The organism is Emticicia soli (assembly GCF_037860775.1).
Lineage (GTDB): Bacteria > Bacteroidota > Bacteroidia > Cytophagales > Spirosomataceae > Emticicia > Emticicia soli.
On record NZ_JBBEWC010000005.1, the window covers coordinates 475,446 to 501,432 of the forward strand.

Below are 25,987 nucleotides of genomic sequence, written 5' to 3' on the forward strand. Positions count from 1 at the left end.
TATTTCCTATCATTTGATGTTATTGTCAATACTTACAATTTCATTTGATAATCTCTTAACTATGTAGACCCAAAGATTTTCATTAATCGGTACTGGTAGAGTTACTGACGACAAATAATATTCACCGTATTTTTTCCCATCTATGCCTTTTACTACAAAATATGATGGTCTCCCCGTGACATTTTTGCATTAGGGACCTCACTTATAAAGCCCTTACGATATCTATTAAAATCAAATATAGGCTCTGCCTTAAGTAGTAATTCCTTATATTGGTTTTGTGCTTTTCGCTGTTTTTTATTTTTTTCTTCAGTTTTTATGAGCCGTTTTTTTCAATCTTACCTGAACTATACAAAGAAAGATAATACTCTTTGTAAATGGGCAGAGAAGATTCTTTCAATCCTTTTTGGAAATATAGGAATTGTACAATTTTTTTTGAACTAGGTTAGTTTATATTCTATAAATAATTTAAAAAGTTTTTTAAAGAACTCTCAATGAAAAAAGCATAGATGAGATATACTTTTCCTAAATCAATCCATAATTCTTTCGCCAACAACTAGCGAGTAGCTGTTACACCACAATATATTTTCATAGACGCTATTGAATCTCTTCTGAAATGATGCCCAAATGTCGATGCCGGGTATATAAAAAGTTTTGGCGTCAGTCTGTATGATTCGGTACTCCATATAGCTTGGTAGCTTTATGTAAGGCGTTTTGTCTTTCAGATATATCTCTACTGTGCCAAGTTTATCAATCTTATATTTACCAACCATACCTTGCATTTGTTGTTCGCCTATCTTGTCGGCTTGTGGCTCTGCAATGGCTTGTGTTTTGCGACCCTCCATGATGTCGAGCAGAGCTGCTGTTAGTTGTGGACGTGCCCATTGTGGCATATTGGTATTGCTCACAAACGAAACGGTAAACTGTTGCTTGGTATCGTAATAGACGAAGCTATAAAAACCTGCCACACTTCCCCAGTAGTAATAGGCATTTTGGTTACGGCCCTGATACCAGCCACCGAGACGCAACATAGAAAGTTTGCCCTGAATACTCACCCACGAATTGATGATTGACAAAAGGGACTCGCTGAGAATAGGTTTATTATAAAAAGACTCGCCCCATAGATACAAGTCTTTGGCCGAAAACCAGATGTTACCACCACCGTAAAACCCCTCTCGGTCGCCGATGTCGTTAAGCTTAAAGGTATCATCTACAAAGGTATATGCTTTCACTCTTTCGCCCGGCCATTGATTGAGCATCGGCGGACGTACGTAACTCTGATACATTTTGAGTGGTTCAAAAAAAAATCTGCTCAAAAAGCGCTGATAAGATTCTCCGCTTACACGTTCTACAATAGCAGCCGCAATATCAAAACCTCTGCTATCATGGCTAAAATTGCTGTATGGAGGGTATAGTAAAGCAGGTTTTTCCTGATTTAAGACCTTAATCATAGCTTGTGTGCTAAGTGCCTCGGTAACAGGAATTTTGCCAAAATAGTAGTCATAATCGGGCAGCCCACCGGTACTGTGTGTAAGCAGATTCCAGATTTGCGTATGAGCATAGGGGTATTCAGGAATGTATTTTTGCACCGAATCGAGCAGATTAAGTTTTTGCTGCTCGGCCAATAGCAAAATAGAAGCTGCCGTAAAGGTTTCCGCAATAGCTCCGCCATCGGTTGGAATATCGGCATTAAAGAGAGCAGAGCCGTCAGTAAATCCATAGCCTTTGCTCAATAAAATGCTATCTCGCTCACCCACCACTATTGCCCCATTAAACAGAGTCCGCTGATTTAACTGCTTAAGCAGGCTATCAATAGCGGCAACTTTTGCTTTGTTTTGCGCTATCAGCGGCTCACCAAGAAGAAGAAAAAAAACGAGTACAAAAAGGTTGGAATACTTCATAAAGAATCGGGCGGCAAGTTTTATTTGTGATTACATGGGCGTGCATGTATCACAATAATCATGGCACAAACTAAATTAAAATTTGAATATACGGCAATTTTTTTAATCTGACAGAAAAGCTGGCGAATTGTTAGGCACTGGCACAGGATTTTTGTTTTACTCGTAGCAATTTTTCTAACGCAATAGTGTTTAGTATTTGTTGACGTGCATAATATAAACAGTAGGTAGTAGCAATGATGAGAGTAATGAGAATAGAAATTCAAATGGTGAAAAAGTATCTTTTAGGTATAGTAATAGGCATTTTTATTGTATCATGTGAAGACCCGGACATAATTAAGGGTAGGGATAATAACCTGGCATTGGGGAATCCGTCTAAGGCCGGAACTGCCGAAAACAATTATCTGCTTGAAAAACCTCAATATACAGTTTCTTATAATCGCTCGAAGGGTACAGCTAATTGGGTTTCATGGCATTTGTCAACGGCATGGTTTGGCGATGTAACAAGGGCCGATAATTTCAGACAAGACGATGCCCTGCCCGCAGGCTGGTATAAAACAAAATCAGCTGACTATGTGAATTCGGGCTTTGATAGGGGACACCTGTGTCCGTCAGACGATAGAGATGGTTCTGTTGCCGACAATGATGCTACCTTCTTGATGACAAACATTATCCCGCAGTCGCCCAACAGTAACCGTGAACCTTGGGCGAATCTGGAGACGTATTGCCGCAAACTGGTTACCACTGGAAACGAAATGTATATTGTGGCTGGCGTATGGGGGCAGGGAGGAAGCGGCAGCAACGGAGGCACTACCAAAACATTAGCCGATGGCCGTATAACAGTACCCGAGTTTTTGTGGAAAGTGATTCTGATACTACCTGTTGGCGACGACGACCAGAACAGAATCAATAGCAACACAAGAGTAATTGCCATAAAAATACCTAACCGTCAATCAATAGAAAACGACTGGGGGAAATATAGAGTAAGTGTTGACGAATTAGAAGACTTAACAGGTTATGATTTTTTTTCAAATCTATCTACAAGCTTGCAAAAGCAGTTGGAGGGGAAGAAGGATGGGGGAGGGACTTATTGATTGATTTATGTCTTAATCAAGTCGGTCTGTCGTGCACCTAATCTAATGCTAAACATAAGAAGCAAGATTTAACCACTGTGAGTGAAAAGCGACAATATTTCCCGCTAGGCTTAGCTATATAGAAGATTTTGCCAAGATAGAATAACTTAGCAAGAGTTATTTTTTACCCTAAAAGAATTATATTTTCAGCCTTAATGTAATCATTGTCCGCTATATTACTTTCATCATTATGAGTATGCGACGGGTCTAAAGAAATGTAAAATATATTCTCTTCTTTAAAGAATTTATAGGTTTCGATATTGTAGAAATAGTTGTCAGAACTGTAGGAAAAAGAGTATTCTGAAACCCCGATGAATTGAAGCTTAATATTTTTCATCTTTTTAGAATACATCAATTCTATATTCAAATCAATTTGAAGTCTATGCTCTTTGGTATAGATAGAGATACCCACTAATTTACCACTAATTAAGCTCTCATTGTTTGACAGTATTTCAATTACATCAGTATCAGTTGCTATTATATTCATGGCAAAATCTATTAAATTCACTCACCCCTTCCGTTTCAGCATCTCATTTATCCAGATAGGGGCGAAGGGGGAGGTACAGCCTTTGGAAACGGGGTAATCACGGTAGATGCCTAGTTTTTCGCCTATTGCTAAGGCTCGTTCACGGTAGGTGGGATGATTAATGCCAATTTGCGCCAATGCTGAATTCATTGTCCATTGAGTTTCGGGGGCGGCTGTTGGCATTTCGGTTTCTAGCCTGTCGAGTAGGGCTTTAATATCTATTCCTTCAGGTTCTCGGGCTATTCGGCCACTGGTGAGACTCCAACCTGCTCGTGCCGCCATTGGGTCTGTCGACTGCATCCATTTTTGGCGAAGTTCTTCTTTATCAGGGTGTAGTTTTATGACATAAGAATAAAGCCAATCGGCTAGTTGGTCGAACTTAACAGAGCGCACCATACTGTCAAGCTCTTGCGTAGATAGTGTCTTGGGAACCATTATTAAAGTAGCCAGTAGTTGAGCATCGATATTGCCGGTTGCCCAAAGCTCCAATCCTAATACATGATTAGTCTTTATTTTCTTGGCCATGGTTCTGAGGTCGCCCATTTTTACGCCAAACATATTGTCGTGCGCACCCGTTTTTTTGTTGTGTTTAAGTACTCCTTCGTTTGAGAGAGACTCAAGTTGTGCAAATATCTGCTCAATAGTCATGTTATGAGAATTTTTACACTAAATTACTCAATCTTTTTAAATCAGAAAGCTTTTAGATGCGGTATAAAATTAGTTTCTACCTCATAACAAAAAGCATAGAGAAACAAAAAATTGGCGACAACAAAGGCAAGGTATTGAATGATATGGGAAAATGCCAGCCGTGCCGATTGGAATAGATACCAATGCCAGATAAAACTAATCCCGACAGCAGAATAAAAATGTGCTAACTTCTTTGCATGACTCTGAACGCCAAATCCATGTTTTCTTTGTTCAGGAACGCTCGTCTGAGATATTTGTGTAAGGTTTGGTGTGTAAAAATATATAAAATGGTCTAAAGGAAGATTTGAAAATAAACTCACCGCCCAGTAGTCCGCGCTTTCAAATCGCCATAACTGTTGTTGTATTCTTTGTCTTTTTTAGGGTGTGTAAATTTAATAGCCGACCACACGGCGTTTACACTCAAGGCAGTACTTTCAACCAAGCCTGATTGATAACCAATCTTAATCACCTTTGGCAAGGATAAATCAGTCCCTAATTGCTTGTTTTTAGGCCATGATACCCACAGCATACCCGTAAGTTTTAGATGAGGTTTCAGTTTAGGAAATTGTTCACGAAGTTCTACCTCTGTTTTTACGAATAGATGAATATACTCGAATTCTCCTGTGGCATTTTCGGTGCTTTCAATTTCGGGCAGATTTATAGCTTCTATGGCATCGGCCGGAGCATTAACAAATAAGGCTTTGCTGTTTGGCTTAATACCCATTTTCTGTGCTACTGTTCTGCTCATTGTTGTGTAGATATAGTCAATAAACGAATTTCATATAAACACCCTAGAGGGTCGTTTTGTTTGGAGTGCCGTGTTTGTCTTTTGCCCAAAAGTGGACAAGTAAGTGTCCGAAAACGGACGTTCTTGGTCTAATGGTATTCTGGCATTGAAGTTATGGTTGTAAAATATTATTTGGAATCGCTAAGTCCTTACGTATTAGTTTATCGCCGAAAAAGTAAGAAGAGGGACTTTTAAGCACTGTTTTCATAGTTTAGGAGGATAGAGTTGGAAAGTGTGCCAAATAATATTCTGCAAAACGCCTAAGCCCGAATGTCCATTTTCTCGCTTGGCACTCCATTTGTTTAACAAATATAAATGAAATACATCTCGGCCTTGTTTATTAGCTTAATTTGAAAGCGCAGCCCGATTTGTTTAGCAAATAATAATGAAATAACCCGATTAAACAATAGGTATTATGGGACGACCCTATTTAGGCGAATTTGAGGAACTGGTTTTGCTCACCGTAGCCATGCTGGAGGGTGAGGCTTATGGAGTTACAATAGCAGCCGAACTCAAAAAGCGTACCGACCGCGTAATTACACTCAGCGGTGTACACATTGCTTTGTACCGACTAGAAGAAAAAGGCTTCTTGAAGTCGGAATTAGGTGGAGCTACTAACGAGCGTGGCGGCCGACGAAAAAGATTTTTCCGTATAACAGCCTTAGGCAAACGCACACTAGATGAAATGCGCCAAGTACGCAACGAGTTATGGAGCGCAATTCCTAAACTTTCGTTCAATTAAAGAATGTCTTGAACTTTGATTTACCTGATTTGGCTGATTTTATGATTTTACTATAGAATTATGATTAATGTTATAGGGGCTATTATCAACTTGGAGAATGATAAAATCAAGATGTCAAAGAATCAGTGTAATCAAATCAATCAGGTAAATCAGAGTTCAAGATAAAAATATAAAATTATGAAAAACCACCCCAACATACCCTCTCCTCCACGCTGGGCAGATAAGCTGCTGATGGCTTTTTTGCCTGAGGATTTGGCCGAAGAACTGCAAGGTGATATGCACGAGCAGTTTGAAATGCAGGTGGAGGAAATGGGGCTGACCAAAGCCCGATGGCTGTATGTGTGGGAAGTGCTGCGTTTTTGCCGACCTTATTATTTGAAGCGTCGCTTATCAGCGCAAGCCGATTCTATGAATGACTATTACTTTTTAATAAACCCTTATATGATACGCAATTACTTAAAAATCGCCTGGAGAAATCTTCTTAAAAACAAAACCTTCGGATCTATCAACCTATTTGGTTTGGTTACGGGGCTTACTACCTGTTTACTCATTTTTTTATATGTGAGCGACGAGCTGAGTTTCGACCGCTATCACAAAAATGCCAGTCAAATCTACCGGATTGATAACGAAATAAAATTTAACGACAACTACAATGATATGGCTGTGTGTTCGCCGCAAGTCGGGGTAGTGTTTAAAGCCTCTTTTCCTGAAATAGAAAACTATGTGCGTTTACGGTGGAGAGGGAATCTTTTGTTAAAAAAAGACGGACAAACTGAATTGATACAAAGGGTAGCTTTTGCCGATTCTACGCTTTTTAATGTGTTCAGTTTTAAGGCTTTGTCGGGTAATCTGGCTACTGCCCTCAACGAACCTAACGGCATTGTACTCACAGAAAAAATAGCCTTGCAGTTTTTTAATAATACCAATATAGCAGGCCAGAGTTTTGTGACCGACCATAAAACATATAAAATCACGGCTGTGATTGAAAACATATCTAAGCAATCGCATTTTAATTTTGATGTTTTTGTACCCATGTCCGACGACCCCGACAGCAAAGCAACTACTTGGCTCAGCGCAAATTATAATACTTATTTATTGCTGCGTAAAGATGCTAATCTGGCAACGCTACAAGCTAAAATGGCCAAGATAAACCACGAAAAACTCAGCTTAGAGCTAAAATCAGTCATTAACAAATCGCTTGATGAATTCTTACAGTCTGGAGGTCTGGCTAATATCAGCCTGACGCCTATGTTAGATATCCATTTAAAATCTCATAAAATAGGAGAACTAGAAGGCAACGGCAATCCTGACAATGTGTATATTTTCTCAGTAATCGGGTTTTTGATATTGTTGCTGGCAAGTTTCAACTACACAAATCTTTCTACTGCTGTGGCCACCAATCGGGCTAAAGAGGTAGGTATGCGCAAAGTAATGGGTAGTAGCAAACTGAGCATCATTGTCCAGTTTTTATCTGAATCGCTGGTTCTATCGTTTGTAGCTTTATTTATTTCTTATCTCTTGTTAGCCTTATTGTTACCGACGTTCAATCATCTGGCAAACAAATCTCTAGTATTTCAGGATATTCTGCAGCCACAACTCATTGTGTCTTCTTTGGTGTTGATGCTCGTTTTATCCTTGTTTTCGGGTGCTTATCCTGCGTTTTTTATCTCTTCATTTGTGCCTAGTCAGGTATTAAAAGGCAAGATTACCAAAGGCTTTAAGTCGGGCTGGTTCCGTAATTCGCTCGTTGTATTTCAGTTTAGCATTACAATTATTTTGCTCATAGGTACAATTGTTATTTACCGCCAACTCAACTTTATTAAGAGTAAAGATATAGGCTATAAGCGTGACCAGGTTTTGGTTTTACAAAACATGGAGGTGTTGAATAAACAAGCTGAAAGTTTCAAAAAAGAATTAAGCAACATTTCGGGTGTTGAGTCGGTTTCTAAGAGCGGTTATTTGCCGTCAAATTATTATAGAAACAGCAATACTTTTTTCATAAATCCCGCTGCTGATGGTTCGGTATCTATGCAAAGCTGGACAGTTGATGACGCCTATATACCTACGTTAGGGATTGAACTATTAAAAGGCCGAAACTTCTCTAAAGAATTTAGCACCGATAGTTCAATGGTTATTTTGAACGAAGTAGCTGCCAAAAAATTTGGTGGGAATGATATACTTGGCAAAAAGATTTACACACTGCAAGATATAAATACCAAAGTAATGATTGCCTACACAGTAGTAGGTATAATTAAAGACTTTAATTTCAGTAATCTGCGGCATGAGGTTACGCCACTTGGGCTGTTTTTGGGTGAAAATCTGGGAAGTATTTCCATTAAAGTTTCTTCACAAAACCTGCCAGGCTTAATAAGCCAGATAGAAGCGAAGTGGAAGGCTCGTGTACCTGGTCAGGCACTAAACTATAGTTTTATGGACGAAGATTTTAATCGTCAGTATGAGGCTGACCAGAAAACAGGCAAAATAGCCACAAGTTTTGCCGTTCTGGCTATTCTAATAGCCTCTTTAGGCTTATTGGGTCTGGTATTGTACGCAGTTGAGCTTCGCACCAAAGAGATCGGTATCCGCAAAGTACTTGGTGCAAGTATCAGTAGTGTGTATGCCTTGCTTACAAGAGAATTTATTGTATTGGTACTTGTTGCTATGGTTCTGGCATTTCCGATAGCTTATTATCTGATGCAACGTTGGTTACAGGATTTTGTCTATCGCATCAATATCGAATGGTGGGTATTTGCAGTAGCAGGGACATTTACAATTGCAGTAGCCTTACTTACTGTCAGCTACCAAGCCATTAAAGCTGCATTAATGAACCCAGTGAAGAGTTTGAAGAGTGAGTAGGGAAATTTAGTGATTTAGTGAATGAGCCATTGTGTGATTGAATGGCTCAAGCATAGTTCAGACAAAAAATAGTCGCTAAATCACTCATTTACTAAATCACTGAATAAATTATGAAAAACAACATACCACCACGCTGGGCAGATAGGCTGCTGGAGGTTTTTCTACCTGATGACCTGGCCGAAGAATTGCGAGGCGATATACATGAACAGTTTGAAATGCAGGTCGAGGAGTTTGGGCTTACCAAGGCCAGATGGCTATATATTTGGGAGGTATTAAGGTTTTGCCGACCGTATTTTTTGAAGCGTAGGCTAATGGCCAAGGCTGATATTATGAATGACTATTACTTTTTAATAAACCCTGTTATGTTACAAAATTATCTGAAAATAGCTTTTCGCAACTTAATGCGTGCCAAAAGCTACATGGCTATTAATATCATAGGTTTAGCGGTAGGTATAGCTGCTTGTACGCTTATTATACTCTGGATTCAGAGCGAGCTAGGGTATGACCGATTTTATAGTAAGACCAATCGCCTGTATGAGGTTTATAATAAAGATATTTTCAGCGGCACACCACAGGTATGGGATGCTGCCCCACGCTTACTGGCGCCTACGCTGAAACAAAATTACCCCGAAGTTGAAGAGGTAGCAAGGATACGACCGACAAACTTATTACTAAGTACCAATAATATTAAAATGAATGTTGAAGGAGGTTTTGTCGACCCATCATTCCTGACTCTATTTGATTTTCCGCTTTTGTCAGGCAATGCCCAAAGTGTACTTGTAGGTAATAACGGCATTGTGATAACCGAGGCACTAGCCGAAAAATTGTTTGGTACAACCCACGCCATAGGCAAAGTGATTCAGATTGAAAATAAAGATGCTTTTTCGGTAACAGGTATATTAGAAAACCTACCAAACAACAGCAAGTTCAGTAATTTATCTTATTTGCTGCCTTACAATTATTTTGTAAATCTAGGTTGGGGCTCTGAAGCTTGGGAATCGAACAACGATTATAGCTATGTATTACTGAAAGAATCGGCCAATGCTGATGCCGTAAACGCCAAGATTAAACAAGTAACGGCCGAACACCTGAAAGGTATTCTTGATAATGTAAGTAACCGCCAGATTTTTCTGCACCCAGCCGATAGATGGTATCTATACTCGAAACAAGAAAATGGACAACTGGTTGATGGTAATATTGTAACCGTGCGCTTGTTTGGGCTTATTGCCTTCTTTATATTGCTTATTGCCTCAGTAAATTTTATTAATCTGAGCACTGCCCGTAGCGAAAAAAGAGCCAAAGAAGTAGGCGTAAGAAAAGTATCGGGCGCACAAAAAATATCATTGATATTACAGTTTATTGGCGAGTCGGTATTGCTCACTTTTATGGCTGGCATTGTGGCTTTGCTGCTTGTTTTATTGAGCCTGCCTTTCTTCAATCAGCTTACTGGCAAAATGCTCGCCTTAGATTTCACTTCCGCCTATTTCTGGCTGGTGGCTATTAGCGTTTTGTTATTCACAGGTATATTAGCAGGTGCTTATCCTGCATTCTTCTTGGCCAATTTTCAGCCATCAAAAGTATTAAAAGGCGCTTTGCGTTCACAAAGAGCTGCATTTACACCCCGAAAAGTGCTGGTGGTGGTTCAGTTTACTTTCGCCATTGTGCTGATTATTGCTACCCTGATTATAAACCGACAAATAGACCACGCACAAAGTCGTGACAAAGGTTATGACCAGAATAACCTGCTATTTACTTATCTGTCAGGTGATTTAATTAATCATTACCCAGCTATTCAGCAAGAATTAATGCAGCGTGGCGTGGCGGTATCAATGAGTAAATCATTGGGCCCACTTACCTACATCAACACCCGCCAATGGGGCGTGGCATGGCCAGGTAGCACTACCGCCGATAAAGATATTGAGTTTGATAAATTTGGTACAGATACCGATTTTCTGAAAACTACAGGTACGAGCCTGATAGCAGGCCGAGAGATTGATGTAAGGAAATATCCTACCGACTCTACTGCCATCTTGCTCAACGAAACAGCTGTGAAAACCATGCGTCTGCAAAACCCTGTTGGCACGGTTGTGAGTTTTGGTAAAACCAACTGGCACGTGGTTGGTGTTGTGAAAGATTTCATTTTTGCTTCGCCTTATGAAGCCATTAAGCCTGTAATAGTAGAAGGCCCGAAAGAACCCAATTCTTTAGGTTGGTTAAGTATTCGGTTGAGCAAAAATGTGCCTGTGAGCGAGCATCTGGCAATATTAGAAAAGATATTTGCCAAGTATAATCCTGGTTATCCGTTTGAATACACTTTTGCTGATGAGTCTTATAAATTAAAATTCGTAAACGAGCAACGCACAGGTACATTAACGGGTCTTTTTACCGGACTAACTATTTTCATCGCTTGTTTGGGTTTATTTGGCTTGGCTGCTTACACAGCTCAACAACGAACCAAAGAGATTGGAATTCGTAAGGTTTTAGGCGCACCTGTAATAAGTGTAGTGCAGTTATTAACCAAAGATTTCATACGGCTATTGCTCGTGGCTTTTCTGATAGGGGCACCTATTGGTTGGTATGTAATGGAACAGTGGCTACAAGATTACAACTACCGCATTGTGATAGGCGCAGGCGTATTTATTGTTACGCTGCTATCATCAATCTCTATTGTTTTCGTTTCAGTAAGTTTTCAAGCCATTAAAGCTGCTCTTGTAAACCCTGTGAAAAGCTTGAAGAGCGAGTAGGGGAATTTAGTTTTGAACTTTGGCGGGGCGGCGTACTGCTTTAGCTGATTAAACAGATTTGACTGATAATACACTCATAATAATTGTAACATTTCTATGATTGTAAGTTGGTTTTAGAGTATGTTTAAATTTTGTTATTCTGACCGAGAAGTAAAGATTTTTTGGCTAGACAAGGCGCCATTTTGCAGATGTAGCCAGCAGCTACATCGAAAAAATGCAACGAAGTATAGCTAAAAAAGATTACTTCGCAGGTCGAATCATAATTTTTAAACATACTCTATATCATAAATCATATTCAATGCTAAAATCATAAAAATCATTTCAATCAGGTTAATCACAGTTCAAGACAATGCAAAACCATTCCAATGTGCCACCAAAATGGACCGATAAGCTACTAAGGGCTTTTCTGCCTGATGATTTGCTGGAAGAACTGCAAGGCGATATGCATGAGCAGTTTGATATACAGGTACAGGAATTTGGCCTCTTGAAAGCCCGATGGCTGTATATATGGGAGGTGCTACGGTTTTGCCGACCGTATTTTCTGAAACGGCGTTTAATGACTCAGTCAACTTTTACCAACAATACATATTCTGTTTCACCACTCTCAAAAATTATGATTCGCAATTACTTTACCATCGCCTGGCGGAATCTGCTTCGGAACAAAGCTTTTTCAGCCATTAATATTTTCGGACTAGCCATCGGCATTAGCTGTTTTATCCTCATTGCCGTATTTGTGTACAACGAACTGAGCTATGACCGACACATTGCCAATGCAGAGCAGATATACCGTGTGAATCTGGCAGTTACGAGCAATGGTAATACTGATCTTTATCCGAATGCCGATCATGCAGTAGGTGAAGGCATAAAAAATGCATTTCCTGAAGTAAAAGCTTTCTCGATGGTGTCGCAAGCCATAGATTTTGTAAAGTATGATGAAAAACATTTTAAAGAGCAGAAACTAGCCTATGCCGATGCTAATTTCTTGAGAATGTTTTCTGTACCTCTATTAGAAGGCAATGTTGATAAGGCTTTGGTAGAACCCAATACAATGGTGATTTCGAAGGCATTGGCTACCAAATACTTTGGCGATCAAGACCCTGTCGGCAAGTCATTGTTAATAGGTGCGCAACAAAATCCGTATAAGGTGACGGGTTTGTACGATAAAATTCCAGACAATACCCATTTCCATTTTGATGCCTTTATCAGCTTGGCATCGTGGCATGTTACCAACCCTACGTGGAGTAATCTGGGGCCGAATACATACATAGAATTGCACAAAAACGCTGACGCCAAAAAACTGGAGGCCAAATTCCCGCAATTGGTAATGAAATATGTAGTGCCCGAAATTCAACGAGACATGGGCGTGAGCCTTGCCGAAGCCCAGAAATCTGTTGATACTTTCCGCTTTTTGTTACAGCCGCTTACTGACTTACATCTTTACGGCAATACAAAGTATGAAATCGAACCGGGTGGAGATATTCAATATATTTATATTTTCTCTGCTTTGGCAGTGTTTATTCTCTTGCTTGCCTGTGTAAACTTTACAAATCTGTCAACAGCGCAATCGGCCAAACGCTCTAAAGAGGTGGGTATTCGCAAAGTATTAGGGTCTGTCAAAAAACAATTGGTGTTTCAGTTTCTGGCGGAATCTATTTTGTTGACCTTTTTTGCCATTTTTTTTGCCTACCTTTTTATATTCCTGTTTTTGCCATACTTCAATCAACTGGCGAACAAAAACGTTAGTTTTCTGTTCTTTTTCAACTATAAAGTAATTGTTGCACTGATGCTTGTAAGCCTTTTATCGGGCATTATTGCAGGTATTTATCCTGCCTTCTTCCTATCATCGTTCAATATTATCAAAACCCTGAAAGGCGTATTGTTCAATGGAAGCAAGCAGCGTAAACCTCTGCAAAATAGCCTGATAGTATTTCAGTTTTCGGTTTCTACCTTGCTCATAATTGCTACCATTGTTGTGTATCAGCAATTGCACCACATGCAAAACAAAAAACTGGGTTATGACAAAGACCAGGTGTTGGTAATGCCTGATACCCGTGTACTTAATCAGAACCAATTGGCTTTTCAGCAACAACTCAAACAGGATAATCGAGTGGTTTCGGCGAGTATTTCACGTATGGTGCCGGGGAGTAAATACCTAAACGGTACACAGGTCTATCCGAAAAACGAAAAAGGGAATGGTGCAGAAATTCATATCGATATTTTTAATATTGACTACGACTACATTAATACTTTGGGCATAAAGATTAAAGAGGGAAGAGCATTCTCGAAAGAATTTTCTACCGATTCGGCAGGCGTGCTTATCAACGAAGCGGCAGTGCGAGAACTGGGCTGGAAAGGACAAAACCCTATCGGACGCACCATTGTGCGCTCAGGACAAAAAGAGTTTAAAGTGCTAGGCGTAATGGAGGACTTCAACTATGCATCAGTAAAACAAAAAGTAGCCCCTGCCATGATGATGCTTGGCCGTAATGATGGCGGGCTGGTAATAAAAATCAATACAAGTGATGTAGGCGGTTTCTTGACCGACCTCAAAGCAAAATGGGATAGTTTTAACCCGGCTGGTCCGATAGAATATTATTTCCTTGACGAAAAGTTTGCTGCGCTTTATGATAACGAGCACCGCACACAGCAGATATTCTCGGCCTTTGCTGTGCTGGCTATTATCATTGCCAGTTTGGGGCTCTTTGCGCTATCAACCTTTATTATTGAACAACGCAAAAAAGAAGTAGGCATCCGCAAGGTTTTGGGTGCTTCTATTGGTGGCATTGTGCAATTGTTGGTCAAAGATTTTGTGGTATTGGTGTTAATAGCCATTCTTATTGCCTCGCCGCTGGCGTGGTATGGCATGAACCACTGGTTACAGGATTTTGCCTATAAAATTGATCTACAATGGTGGATGTTCGCATTGGCAGGTTTGTTAGCTATTGTCATTGCCTTGTTAACAGTAAGTTTCCAAGGCATAAAAGCCGCACTTATGAATCCCGTGAAAAGTTTGAAGAGTGAGTAGGGGTGTTGTATCTTGAACTTTGATTTACCTGATTTTATGATTTAATATCTATTTAACTTAAATCAGAAAAAAATCAGGATATTCCTATAAATCAGGTAAATCAATTCAATCAGTTAAATCACAGTTCAGACAAAAATTACTAAATAATTACCTGTCGACTAAACCGCTTGAGCAAGCGGTTTTTTTGTATTTCTTATATAATATTGTATTTTTTAAATTTTTTTAATAATTATAAGTATATTTTATAATTAATTAATTTTTGTTCGTTTTTATATCAGTAAATTAGCGATGCTTTTAGTTAAAAAGTAAAATAAATTGTAATTAAAGCAAAAACCCCCTTCATTTAGGGGATTTTTTGTATTTGGGGGTTAATTGAAATTCTCTTTAAACAGAGCAATTTTCTATATTTGTTATTTTCTTATGCTGATTTATGCCATGAACTGGGACAGTCGCTGGCAAAGCAATTGAGTTATAATTATCCGACAGAATTAGAGAATAATATCCGCCAATATCTCAAATACGTGAAAGCAAAATATAAGCCGCAATAAGCACACGCCCAAATGCCCACACCGCCAAACATACGTCAGCTATATATGCCCATACAGCCTACGGTGCGGCAGGCAGCCGACAATGTAAGTTATACAGAGCTTCTGCCTGATGAGCAGCTTTTGCCGTACATCTATTGCTATTGGGAACTGAAGACTGCCCAGCCCTTGCAAGAAGAGTTTTTGTATAGGGTAGTGGCTGATGGCTGCATTGATATCTATTTTGAGCTTACTGACCCCACTGATGCGTACGTAATGGGCTTTTGCAAACAATACACCGAGTTTCCGCTGGGTGATAGTTTTCATTATATAGGTATCAGGTTTTTGCCAACTATGTTTCCGCAGTTATTTGGGGTTGATGCAGCCACACTAAGCAATAGATTTCAGCATCTGGCCGATGTTGTGCCACAGGTAGCTGATTTTCTGGCTGTGTATTTGAACGGCTTGCCTTCATCTGCACAAATCAAGGCATTGTTTGATGCTTATTTTATTAACCTGCTAGGTAGAAAGTCATTCGATGATGATAAGCGGCTTTATGGAGCTATTGGTATTATCTTACAGAATTTTGGCGTTCTCAACATCGAAACCGATTTAGATACAGGTATCAGCCCAAGGCAATTGAGGCGGCTTTTTGAGTACTATATAGGCGATACCGCCAAGACATTTGCCAAGGTGGTTCGCTTTCAGAATATTCTGCGAGCAAAGCCTTCGTCGCAGAGTTTGCGGCAAAACAAGTTGTTTTTTGATGCAGGTTACTACGACCAGGCGCATTTTATTAAAGAGTTCAAGAATTTCTACGGGGTATCGCCAAGCAAGGCTTTTGGCCGTTGATTATGTCCGATTTTTACAAGGTTTACCATCCTGATTGCTCGACCTTTGTGTTGTTAGTCAATCAGCACAATAATGAAAAAAATACTCATAGTCTTGCTTTTACTGAGCTTTTCAAGCCAGGGTTATTCACAAAAAACTACACACAAAAATCAGCAGAACATGAAACTTAATGCAGGTATTATTACAAAAAAACTAGCCGAAACAAAGGCTTTTTATATAAAAAATTTAGGTTTCGGTATAATATTCGAAAACGAATTTTATCTGCTCATGCATACACCAAACCATGAAGCCGAAATCAGTTTTTTATTACCTAATCATCCAAGCCAGCAGCCACTTTTCCACAAACCTTTTCAGGGACAAGGGATCTACCTCACAATTGAGGTCAACGACCTAGATGCGCTTTATCAGGAACTGAAAAAGAAAGGTGTAATTATTAAAATTGAGCTTCGTAATGAACCCTGGGGCGATAGACACTTTGCCATTGAAGACCCCAACGGTATCGGAATTGATATTGTGAAATATGCGCCCCCAGCAACCCCCAACCCCTAAGGGATAGTGAAACAATATACAGTATGGCACGCCTATACTCGCAAGAAAAAGAGCGTGTCATGCTTAAAATTGATGAAATAGGTGTTCTCATGCACATAGTAGCAATCAATATTTATAGATAAGATGCTTAATAACTAAATAGGCTACATACTTTTTTATATTATTGTACGTAAGTATTATAATTGTGACTAATTGAAACTACTTATCAATGAAAATTATAGCCCGATTTACTGTTTTCTGCGCTTTTTTACTCATTTCTGCCATAGGCTATGCTCAAAAAATTGAACTACCTATTCAATGGAAAGTGGGGGATGTCTGGACTTATGATTTGAAACAACGGAATCTGGGAGGGTTTACAGGTGGAGACAAATGGAAAAGAAAGAGTTTTCAAATAAAAGTTTTAGAAGCCAAGCCTGGCTATGAGGTAGAGTGGAAATATCTATCGTATAGTACTTTTGAGTCGGATACGCTGGAAGATGAATGTGCCATGATGCTCAAACAATTTTTATTACATATCCCGCTTAAACTGAAACTTAACGAAAAGGGCGAATTTGCCAACTTAATTGGCGGCGATGCCTTAAAGAAGCAAATGCTAGCCTTTTATATCAGCCAAAGTTCGAAAAGCAGAAGTACGCATTGTATTGACAACTTGAAGAGTTTTTTCAGTTTAGCCGATAATTTTGAAGATGTGATTGAGGTACTAGTACCCGAAATCAAGCATTTCTTTTTAGGCTTCTCGTTGCTGCCTTCCGAAACCAATTATAAGAAAGATACTGTTGAAGTGTTTACGGATTATATTTTCGATTTCAAAAAGACTATTCGTTTACCTAAAGCTATCAGCCAAACGGCACGCAATACCTTTGGAAATTCGCTTGAAGTAAGTTTTCTGTCTCAGATTTCAGAACCCGAATATAAAAAGTATTTCGACGAAAGCACAAGGGCCTCGTGGGATAAACTCGGCCTGGAAAAAGGCGATGGAATTCGCAAAGGCTTAGAAGAACAACTGGAGGTATTTCAGCCCAAGAAAAGCGATGCAATGGAAGCAGTTTTCGACAAAACCAACGGCTCAATACTGAAATTTGACTACCTGACCGAAGAATGGGGTATGCTTAAAGGTGGCGAAAGTATTTATTATTATTTTAATAAAAGATGATAGGAATGCCGAGTGTCGATTGCAGAATGTCGAATAAATGCAGCTAATTCGACCTTTTGCAATCGACATTCGACATTTTCTTGTCTTGTTTACCCCTCAATTTGGCGTTTTTGTACCTCTCTTATCACATAAACTTATTGTAGCTTTGTATTATTAAAAAATAGCGTTCACATACATGCAACCAGTAGGAGTAAGTCAGCCTAAATCTCACATCAAAAATATTAGTCGTGCCGAATTCATAGCCATGATGGCTTGTATCGAGTTGCTTACGGCATTATCAATAGATATTATGTTGCCTACCTTCGATGCTGTTCGGCAGGAATTCAACCTTGGGGCAGAATCTACAGCTACTTCAAGACTCGTTACTTTCTTTTTTATGGGGCAGTTCAGTCAGTTAATATTTGGCCCAATGGCCGACAGATACGGGCGTATACCTATTTTAAGAATTGGGTTTATGTTTTTTATTAGCGGGTGTATTGCTACTGTTCTTGTGCCGAGTATGTTTTGGTTACTAATAGCCCGTTTTTTTATGGGCATAGGTTCAGCTGCTATGTTTGTGTGCGTGCTGGCCTGTGTGAGAGATAGGTTTGTAGGTGACGAAATGGCTCGCACGATGTCACTGATTATGACAATTTTTCTGATTGTTCCGGTGCTGGCTCCATTATTAGGTGCAGCCATTTTATCGGTCAGTAACTGGAAAGTGGTGTTTATTACACCAGCAGTTTTTGCCATCGTATTTGCAATATGGTCGTTGCGTTTGCCTGAATCTGTGCCTGCGGATGGACGTAAAAAAGCAAGTTTGCTAGCCGTATTTCAATCATTCAGGGAAGTATTTAGTAACAGAACTTTTGTACGCTATGTGGCTATTACCACTATTTTGTTTGCTGCTTTCATTTCTTATGTAGGTAGTTCAGAGCGCATTGTTGGTACACTTTATCATCGGCCACACCTCTTTATCTATATTTTTGGCACAATCGGGTTTTGTATGAGCATCTTTACGTTTATCAACTCTCGTTTGGTACAGTGGCTTGGCGCATATCGAACACTCCGCCTACTATTATGTATATACGTTTTACTTGCAGTCTTGTTAATTTCTCTTACACTCAACTCCACCGAGCCAATCAATCTCTTTGTATTATTTACTATTATTGGTTTGTTGCAAAGTGTCAATATTGCTATTGAGCCCAATAGTAGTTCGCTGGCGCTCGAACCTATGGGCAACAAGGCAGGCATGGCAGCATCTATCTATGGCACGGCGTATCTGGTTGTGGGTGCCTTCGGCGGCTCAGTGATTGATGGCTTATTAGTGAATTCGGTTGTGCCGCTTACTGTTGCTTATTGCGTGGGTGGTGTTTTGGCATTGGGCTTGTTTTTTAGTGGAAAGGGTAGAGGCTGAATTTAAGAGTAGCCATGTATTTTCCTGCAAAAAGCACGATGACTAATATAAATGCAGGAAAATACATGAAGCTCGCAGAGCTTATAGTTAAAAACTAATACTAAAGTTTTTGTCGGTCCACAGCAATAATACTGTCAGAATACACATAGCCAAAGAATTATAATAGTGCTGGTACTCAAGATGTGCCATGTGTGCCGTAAAAGCGCCGACTGCAAACGGAAAGAGGAATAAAATACCAGCAGTTTTTAAACTTGGCTTAAATAAACCAACTACAATGAGTATCACACCTGTGAGTTCAGCAATGCCTATGGCAATTGTCCAGCTTTTATTAAATCCCAACGATTGCATACTTTCCATCATAGAGGTTTTTTGAAATACTTTGAAGAGCGAAGCATAGCCAAAAACATACAGATAGTAAAGGTAGCTTGCCCAGTGAATAATTGTTTTGAGTGTTTCCATTATTAGTTATTTTTTCTGCAAATATCTTTACTAACTTGCATAAAAGACAGAACGTACAAAATTGTTGGGTACTAACAAAAAAGTAAGCATGAGAAAAGAAAACTCTACAAATGCTATTAATGAGAACTATCTGAATGAGCATTGCGGCATTACCTACACACTATCTGCTATTGGCGGAAGATGGAAAATAAATATCCTGAGTTACCTGTTATACAATCAGAAATTGCGTTATAGCGAGCTGAAAACCCGACTGAAAGGTGTTTCGGAGCGTATGCTAAGTGCCAAACTAAAAGAACTCGAAAGTGATGGGCTTATCAACAGAATTGTGCACCCGCAGGTACCACCAAAAGTAGAATATGAATTAACCGAATTAGGTCGGTCTTTAAGCGAGATTCTACAATTAATGGATAAATGGGGAGAGGAAAAAATGATGGAGAATGTTGTATGAGGTTTATTTTATCATCATCCAAGTTCCCTAATGGACTTAAGAGATTTTAAACTCACCATCAATAAAATAAACTCCAAAAACTTTTATAGTCTTAGCCCGAACAATTAATTTTGATGGTGGTTAACATAAAACAAAATCCACAAAGGCTTTTACCTATACTTTTATGAAGCGAATTATCTGTTTATTACTTGGTTTTTCTTTACTGTCGCTAACTGTGTCGGCGCAAGAGGTGAGTGCATATATGCTCAAAAATCTGATAAGGGTGAAGGCGATGCTTGTAGACGACAAAGGGAAAGAATATACCATTTATGGCGGTGGATTTATTGTAGATGGTAAATATCTGGCAACTACTTATAGCCTTTTTAAACCGACAGGATTCACCAAGAAACCTAAACGGATGGTTGTTTATTATAATTACAGGGTAGATGATAAACAAAATCTGAAAAACGACTCGGTTGATATTGATTTACTATACAAATATATAGGTAAGCAGTATGATTTTTCGAAACACGTATATCAGGCAGATAAACTTGAGACAGATTTTATTGTATTAAAACTGAAAAAAGTGATTCCGGTAAAACTCTTGCCGTTAAGTGCCAAAACAAGCCCACCCAAATATAGCAATATGCCAATATTGGCTTTTGATAATTCGCAGGGAGTATTGAGAAACGATACGCTTATCCATCTGTTTTTACAGTTTCAGGACAAAGTACAAGATACCTATCAATTGGTGATGTTTGGCCCATCGAAACCGGGTTTTAGTGGTTCTCCGATTTTTAATGAAAGAGGAGAAATAATGAGCATTATCCAGTTCGGGCTAAGCGAAATAAACGAAGGCTATATTGAAGCCTTGAAAAAAGCAGGCTGGCTCACCGACGAGGATATTCAGGCCATCAGGAAAGCCTATGCATCACAAAATCCCCGAAATTTTATTTTTTCTACAAACATTAATTATCTAATGGAAAAATATGTGAAGGGGTTTAGGTAGATAGTTGTATTTCCGCAATTAATTGCTGTACTTTAAGATACCTGTAAAATAAATAATCCTTTTATGTTACGCTTATACAAGCTGTTGACTATTGCTATACTGTGGCTATCTATGGCTGCATGCCAAAATACTACAAAAACCGACGAAAATGCAGTTTTACAAGCAGAAGTTCGTAAGTTATCAAAAATAAAGGAGACGGCTTTGCCCGAAGTGGTTAGTCTGAAAAGCCTAAAGAAAACCATGTTTACTCCAACGTTGGAGAGTCTAGTTGACGAGGAAAAGAACGCTATCTATGCACCTACATTGCTTTTTGCCTGGAATAAAATTGAAGAATTACTGAAGAGCGAGATTGTACTTAGTGAGTCTAACTCACAAGATTTGCAGCTAATTACCCAATCAAAATCGCATGAGCAATCGTTAAACCCAGATGAATATAAGATAGAGGTAGATACAAAGGTAGACGCTATTGTTGCCAGAGCCTTTTTTCATAAATCCTTACCATTCAAAATAGAATTTCATGCATTGCAAGAGCCTATTGTTTTTGGTAAAACTAAGGTATCTGCTTTTGGCTTAGACTGGCAAGATTTTGATGTAATTGAAGCTACTCAGATTTTGTATTATAAAGACGATGCTCATTTAGTGCTAAAACTTTTGCCAAAAGACAAACAACATGAAATTATTCTGGCGCTGGGTCTTGATAAATTTAAAAGTCTAAAAGATGCCTTAGGTTTGTTGAATGAGAACATTGAAAAGGGAAAAAAAGAAAAAACAGAACCTAAGCAAGCATGGAAATATGCGCTTAATGAAGAAGATAGATTTGCGATACCAATAGTAAAGTTTCATATCGATACAAAGTATAAAACACTTGAAGGGCAGCAGTTTTTTACCAAAGATGGTAGACCACATATAGTTCATGAGGCATACCAGAGAACAGGCTTTGTATTAGATCAGAATGGTGCTGTACTTGAATCAGAAGATTATACATCGGTAGACTCGCTAGGAGCAGAGTTGCCACATCCAAAAAAAATGATTTACAATAAGCCATTTCTCATTGTTTTGAAGCGGGTCGATAAAACAAATCCATACTTTGTGATGAGTGTGAATAATACGGAGTTGATGGTGAGGAAGTAGATATAAACACAAAACTGGGGAATACTCGCCCTTATATTTCCTATGGCATAGAATTTTTTGTTGTTTAGATATTCACACAACAAAAAATTTACTATCATGAAAACTATAAAACTATTCTGCTTGGGATTATTTGCATTGCTGACATTTCAGGCTTGTGAGCAAAAAGAAAAAGATGTATCGGTTGAGCCTGTTACCATTTCAGACCTTACCTGTCCGGGAGCTGTGTTTTCGGGTGTAGCCACGGCGGGCGTAACTTATAATGGCGTTTTTACAGTGCCTTATACAGGTGGCGATGGTAGCACTTACACTTCAGATAACGGTGTTTCTTCAACAGGGGTAATGGGCATGCAGGCTATTTTAGTGCCAGGTACATTGGCTTTAGGTTCTGGCTTAATTACCTATGGCGTAACCGGAACACCTGCTACAAGTGGTGTAGCTTCTTTTGTAATTACTTTCGGTGGACGCTCATGTACAGTAGCTTTTCCGGTTTCGGGCTCACCAATAACGCCGAATCCGGTAGGCGATCCGGCCGGAGAATAATACAATAATGCTTTATCTTGAGCCTCCTCTGCAAGAGGCTTCATTTACTAATAGGCTTTCAGCTACCTATATACCATACGTAGCTAAAAGCCATCTTCATAAATCAATTATTTTTCACGTTTAAATGCTGAACTTTATGGCTAAATGTATTGCTTTTTTAAGAGTACCAGATGTAGAAAAAACACTCGAATGGTATCTTGATATAGGGTTTAAGTGCCTGGGTACACATTCAGAGCCTGGATGTCTAATTGATTGGGCGTTACTTGACTGGGATGGCGCACAGTTTATGTTATATCCGCTAGGGAGCGGCGAAAGTTACGCACTAAAAGATGCAGGGCTTTATATTGAGGTTGAATCGATTGATGAATTAATAAAGCCGTTTGAAATGAAAACCGAAGTAGTGGAATTAAACCAGATTCAGGGTTATCGCACAAAAGAGATTGTGCTTAAAGACCCCAATGGCTTTTATATCAGATTTGCAGAGAGGATTTCTTGAAAATTGAGTCTTGAACTTTGATTTAACTGATTAATCTGATTGCATTGATTTTAACTCATGATTGTTTTATTGATTTTAACTCATGATTGTTTTATTAAATAATCAAATTTTAACATGAAATGTCGACTACTAAATCAGGTAAATTACAAAAATCAGTTAAATCAAAGTTCAAGGCAAAAAACATCAATTCTTCTTCTTCCAGATATTTCCGTTTTTCGAAGTGCTTTTCTGTATAACGTTTTGCTGATACAAGCCTTCTAGTTCAGCTTCAGCTTCCTGCATCGATTTATTGCTTAATACTGCATATTCTTTGGTACAAAGTGTAGCAAAATGTGAGAACAGATATTCCCAATCTGTGCTATAGCTTTGTTTTTGTGCGCCAGGTATTAAAGCAAGAATTTTACTCTCAAACTCGGCATAAGGTTTCAAGCCATACAAATATTGTTGATTGTGGTTTCGGTCATAGAAAAACAAGGTCGGGAAACCTCGTACACCCATCATTTTTCCGAGTGCCAAATCTTCTTTAAAAGCCTCTGCTCCACGTCCTTCATAATCAACTTTAAGCTGATTTACATCTAAGCCTACTTCAGCAGCGGCCTTTGATAGGTGCTCCCAGCGAGTAATGTTTTTCTTTTCCAGAAAAACCATTTCTCTGATTCTACGCAAAAACAACAACGCTTTCGCAGGGTCTTGCAATTGTGCAGCCATAAAAGCAACCGATGGTGGATACGACGAATCGAGTGGGTCTTCAAGCCACACATCGCCATCAATAGGCATTTGGTAGTGTTGACTCACTTCGTCCCAATGGTGTGCTACATCGCTGGGTTTGCTTATACCGCCACTATTATAGCTCCAGTCTTTTAGTAAGCCACCCATGTGGTATTCAACAGCAATATACTGGCCGTATTCGAGTTTGAGTTTGCGTAATTGCGGCTCAATTCCCCAACATGTAGAACAGATGGGATCGGTGTAATAAACTATTCTTATCGGTTTTTCCTTAATTTCGGTTTCAACTACAGTTGTGCTGCCTTCTGGTGCGTCGGTAATGCACATACCTGTCTCAATATCGCACAGTAAAGGGTTTGTTTCTTGCATGTTTCGTTTGTTTAATTGTGAATTGCGAATGGATTGTCTGAACTCTGATTTAGCTGATTTGTATGATTTATCTGATTTAATATTTGAAATCGGCTGTAAATTTCATAAAGATGTCATTATAATCAGGTCAATCAGTTAAATCAGAGTTCAGACAAAAAATCACTCAATTATTCTGCGTTCGGATAATCTATAAATCCAGCCTCGCCGGGGGTATAAAAAGTTTCAGGATTTGGTGTTGAAAGAGGAATATCATTGGCGAATCGGTAAGGCAAATCAGGATTTGCGATAAACGATGAGCCAAACGAAATTAAATCGGCCTCTTGGTTTTCAATTGCTTTTATGGCTCTTTCTTTAGTATAGCCGGCATTGAAGATGAGGGTATTGCTGAAACTACCTCTGATAGTTTTTAGTAATGCCTGCCCCTCTTCTGTGGCACGAGCCGCATAATCTACTACGTGCAGATAGGCAATATCTAAGGAGTTTAATGATTCTACCAAACGCTTATAAGTTTCTACTGTTTCATTAAAAGCAGGCATGGCATTAAATGTATTGTATGGCGAAATACGAACGCCAACCTTATCGGCTCCAATGCGCTCAACTACTGCTTTAGTTGCCTCTACAACAAACCTGATTCGGTTTTCGATGTTGCCGCCAAAATCATCAGTACGCTGGTTTACGCCCGGATTAAGGAATTGCTCTAGTAAATAGCCATTGGCACCATGCAATTCTACGCCATCAAAACCTGCTTCAATGGCATTGGCAGCGGCCTGTGCAAATTCTTCAATGCAGGCTTCTACCTCTTCAATGCTCATTGCTTTGGGTGTATCGGTTGTCTGCATGCCTTGTGTATCTGTCCACATTGCTTCATTGGCCGATATGGCTGATGGCGCAAGCAAGTGTGCACCAACTGGCAAGTTTGCCGAGTGACCAATGCGCCCTGTATGCATTAATTGTACAAAAATTTTGCTACCCTGCGCATGGACAGCTTGGGTGGTAAGTTTCCAACCTGCTATTTGTTCCTGGCTGAAAATACCCGGTATACGGGCATATCCTAAGCCGTTAGGGCTAGGAGCGGTGCCTTCAGTAATTATGAGCCCAGCCGAAGCTCTTTGCGCATAATATTGCGCCATTAGTTGATTGGGTATATTGCCAATGGCTCTGCTGCGTGTCATTGGAGCCATCACTATTTTATTCTGAATACTTATTTTTCCCGCATAAGGCGTAAATAAATTAATTGTTTTTGTCATGAACCTATTCATTTAAAAATTATGTTGCAAAGTTGCAACGAACATATTTCTAAGTCAATAAGTCAGAAAAACATGACTACTACACACCAGATTGAACAGCCACAAGAATGCCCGACAGAAGATGTAATGCGATTATTGTCGAGCAAATTTACACTCCATATTTTGTTCAGAGTGGCAGTAGATGCAAACGTCCGTTTCAGCGAGTTTTTACGAAAAATACGTGGAGCAAACAAACAAACTTTGTCGGTCGCCTTACGTGACCTTGTAGATGAGGGATATTTAATAAAAACTACTGTTCAGCTTAAGCCCCTACATATTGAATACAGCCTTTCAGAAAAAGGTCAACAGCTTGTGCCTCTGCTTAAACAGTTTGAGGCATTCAGGGTGGATAAATAAACCAAAAATTTTCGAAATCAAACCATATAGTCTTATTTAACGTAAATTCTAAAAAAAAATCGTACAATAGTATCGCACGATTTTTTGCATAGTATTACAATAAATAAATCAATCCATGTAACCATGGAATTTGACTGCAAATTTTAAAAGTTTTTTGGGTTATTTGCAAGAAAAAAAATGAAAATTCATGTAGGTTAAAGTACAAAACCCTGAGATTTTCGGGGTTTTGTACTTTAATACTTATTAACTCAATTATTTGAATTAAGTATAAGGTGTTTTTCTTTTGTGAATTTTAATAAGTCTGCCTATATTTCTTTT

The 25,987-nt window shown here is 39.1% G+C and carries 22 protein-coding genes; 15 read left to right on the forward strand and 7 right to left on the reverse strand.

Annotation, left to right across the window (positions count from 1 at the left end; all coding sequences use genetic code 11):
* Positions 1 to 527: 527 nt before the first annotated feature.
* The gene (locus WAE64_RS10015) at positions 528 to 1,898 is read right to left on the reverse strand and encodes a serine hydrolase domain-containing protein (RefSeq protein WP_340236227.1); all 1,371 of its coding nucleotides are present in this window, start codon (positions 1,896 to 1,898) and stop codon (positions 528 to 530) included.
* A 245-nt stretch (positions 1,899 to 2,143) separates the two neighbouring features.
* Here WAE64_RS10015 and WAE64_RS10020 point away from each other — a divergent pair, with 245 nt between their 5' ends.
* The gene (locus WAE64_RS10020) at positions 2,144 to 2,989 is read left to right on the forward strand and encodes a DNA/RNA non-specific endonuclease (RefSeq protein WP_340236228.1); all 846 of its coding nucleotides are present in this window, start codon (positions 2,144 to 2,146) and stop codon (positions 2,987 to 2,989) included.
* A 163-nt stretch (positions 2,990 to 3,152) separates the two neighbouring features.
* Here the strand turns inward: WAE64_RS10020 and WAE64_RS10025 are convergent, their stop codons facing one another.
* The 3 genes from WAE64_RS10025 to WAE64_RS10035 all read right to left on the reverse strand — a co-directional run bounded on the left by WAE64_RS10025 (position 3,153) and on the right by WAE64_RS10035 (position 4,989).
* Positions 3,153 to 3,515: a hypothetical protein gene (locus WAE64_RS10025; RefSeq protein ID WP_340236229.1), complete on the reverse strand. Its 363-nt coding sequence runs from the start codon at positions 3,513 to 3,515 to the stop codon at positions 3,153 to 3,155.
* Positions 3,516 to 3,536: 21 nt separating this feature from the next.
* The gene (locus WAE64_RS10030; RefSeq protein ID WP_340236230.1) at positions 3,537 to 4,202 is read right to left on the reverse strand and encodes a DNA alkylation repair protein; all 666 of its coding nucleotides are present in this window, start codon (positions 4,200 to 4,202) and stop codon (positions 3,537 to 3,539) included.
* Positions 4,203 to 4,557: 355 nt separating this feature from the next.
* Positions 4,558 to 4,989 carry a hypothetical protein gene (locus WAE64_RS10035; RefSeq protein ID WP_340236231.1) on the reverse strand — a complete coding sequence of 144 codons (432 nt, stop codon included), beginning with the start codon at positions 4,987 to 4,989 and terminating at the stop codon, positions 4,558 to 4,560.
* Positions 4,990 to 5,443: 454 nt separating this feature from the next.
* Here WAE64_RS10035 and WAE64_RS10040 point away from each other — a divergent pair, with 454 nt between their 5' ends.
* From WAE64_RS10040 to WAE64_RS10075, 8 genes are all read left to right on the forward strand, one after another.
* Entirely contained in the window at positions 5,444 to 5,770 is a 327-nt protein-coding gene (locus WAE64_RS10040; RefSeq protein ID WP_340236232.1) for a helix-turn-helix transcriptional regulator, read from the forward strand.
* A 177-nt stretch (positions 5,771 to 5,947) separates the two neighbouring features.
* On the forward strand, positions 5,948 to 8,626 hold the full coding sequence (locus WAE64_RS10045; protein WP_340236233.1) for an FtsX-like permease family protein: 2,679 nt from the start codon (positions 5,948 to 5,950) through the stop codon (positions 8,624 to 8,626).
* 110 nt (positions 8,627 to 8,736) lie between these two features.
* Positions 8,737 to 11,370 carry an ABC transporter permease gene (locus tag WAE64_RS10050; protein WP_340236234.1) on the forward strand — a complete coding sequence of 878 codons (2,634 nt, stop codon included), beginning with the start codon at positions 8,737 to 8,739 and terminating at the stop codon, positions 11,368 to 11,370.
* 349 nt (positions 11,371 to 11,719) lie between these two features.
* Complete coding sequence (locus tag WAE64_RS10055) at positions 11,720 to 14,395, forward strand: ABC transporter permease (RefSeq protein WP_340236235.1); 2,676 nt, start codon at positions 11,720 to 11,722, stop codon at positions 14,393 to 14,395.
* A 560-nt stretch (positions 14,396 to 14,955) separates the two neighbouring features.
* A complete protein-coding gene (locus WAE64_RS10060; RefSeq protein ID WP_340236236.1) occupies positions 14,956 to 15,771 on the forward strand; it encodes an AraC family transcriptional regulator in 816 nt (271 codons plus the stop codon).
* Between the two features lie 72 nt (positions 15,772 to 15,843).
* Positions 15,844 to 16,320, forward strand: a complete 477-nt coding sequence (locus WAE64_RS10065; protein WP_340236237.1) for a VOC family protein — start codon at positions 15,844 to 15,846, stop codon at positions 16,318 to 16,320.
* Positions 16,321 to 16,528: 208 nt separating this feature from the next.
* Positions 16,529 to 17,473 carry a hypothetical protein gene (locus tag WAE64_RS10070; protein ID WP_340236238.1) on the forward strand — a complete coding sequence of 315 codons (945 nt, stop codon included), beginning with the start codon at positions 16,529 to 16,531 and terminating at the stop codon, positions 17,471 to 17,473.
* A gap of 175 nt (positions 17,474 to 17,648) precedes the next feature.
* A complete protein-coding gene (locus WAE64_RS10075; protein WP_340236239.1) occupies positions 17,649 to 18,869 on the forward strand; it encodes a multidrug effflux MFS transporter in 1,221 nt (406 codons plus the stop codon).
* Positions 18,870 to 18,956: 87 nt separating this feature from the next.
* On the opposite strand, the gene WAE64_RS10080 is transcribed toward WAE64_RS10075, so the two are convergent.
* Positions 18,957 to 19,328 carry a DoxX family protein gene (locus tag WAE64_RS10080; RefSeq protein ID WP_340236240.1) on the reverse strand — a complete coding sequence of 124 codons (372 nt, stop codon included), beginning with the start codon at positions 19,326 to 19,328 and terminating at the stop codon, positions 18,957 to 18,959.
* Between the two features lie 88 nt (positions 19,329 to 19,416).
* Between WAE64_RS10080 and WAE64_RS10085 the strand changes: the two genes are divergently transcribed.
* The 5 genes from WAE64_RS10085 to WAE64_RS10105 all read left to right on the forward strand — a co-directional run bounded on the left by WAE64_RS10085 (position 19,417) and on the right by WAE64_RS10105 (position 22,931).
* Positions 19,417 to 19,776, forward strand: a complete 360-nt coding sequence (locus WAE64_RS10085; RefSeq protein ID WP_340236241.1) for a winged helix-turn-helix transcriptional regulator — start codon at positions 19,417 to 19,419, stop codon at positions 19,774 to 19,776.
* Between the two features lie 163 nt (positions 19,777 to 19,939).
* Positions 19,940 to 20,764 (forward strand): hypothetical protein, encoded by an 825-nt coding sequence (locus WAE64_RS10090; protein WP_340236242.1) that lies wholly within the window; start codon positions 19,940 to 19,942, stop codon positions 20,762 to 20,764.
* A 63-nt stretch (positions 20,765 to 20,827) separates the two neighbouring features.
* Entirely contained in the window at positions 20,828 to 21,895 is a 1,068-nt protein-coding gene (locus WAE64_RS10095; protein ID WP_340236243.1) for a hypothetical protein, read from the forward strand.
* Positions 21,896 to 21,991: 96 nt separating this feature from the next.
* Complete coding sequence (locus tag WAE64_RS10100) at positions 21,992 to 22,435, forward strand: hypothetical protein (RefSeq protein ID WP_340236244.1); 444 nt, start codon at positions 21,992 to 21,994, stop codon at positions 22,433 to 22,435.
* Positions 22,436 to 22,571: 136 nt separating this feature from the next.
* Entirely contained in the window at positions 22,572 to 22,931 is a 360-nt protein-coding gene (locus WAE64_RS10105) for a VOC family protein (protein ID WP_340236245.1), read from the forward strand.
* Positions 22,932 to 23,114: 183 nt separating this feature from the next.
* On the opposite strand, the gene WAE64_RS10110 is transcribed toward WAE64_RS10105, so the two are convergent.
* Both WAE64_RS10110 and WAE64_RS10115 read right to left on the reverse strand, forming a co-directional pair.
* Positions 23,115 to 24,026 carry a ClpXP adapter SpxH family protein gene (locus WAE64_RS10110; RefSeq protein WP_340236246.1) on the reverse strand — a complete coding sequence of 304 codons (912 nt, stop codon included), beginning with the start codon at positions 24,024 to 24,026 and terminating at the stop codon, positions 23,115 to 23,117.
* A 167-nt stretch (positions 24,027 to 24,193) separates the two neighbouring features.
* Entirely contained in the window at positions 24,194 to 25,273 is a 1,080-nt protein-coding gene (locus WAE64_RS10115) for an alkene reductase (RefSeq protein WP_340236247.1), read from the reverse strand.
* A gap of 72 nt (positions 25,274 to 25,345) precedes the next feature.
* On the opposite strand from WAE64_RS10115, the gene WAE64_RS10120 reads away from it, so the two are divergent.
* Entirely contained in the window at positions 25,346 to 25,669 is a 324-nt protein-coding gene (locus tag WAE64_RS10120) for a winged helix-turn-helix transcriptional regulator (protein WP_340236248.1), read from the forward strand.
* Positions 25,670 to 25,987 lie beyond the last annotated feature (318 nt).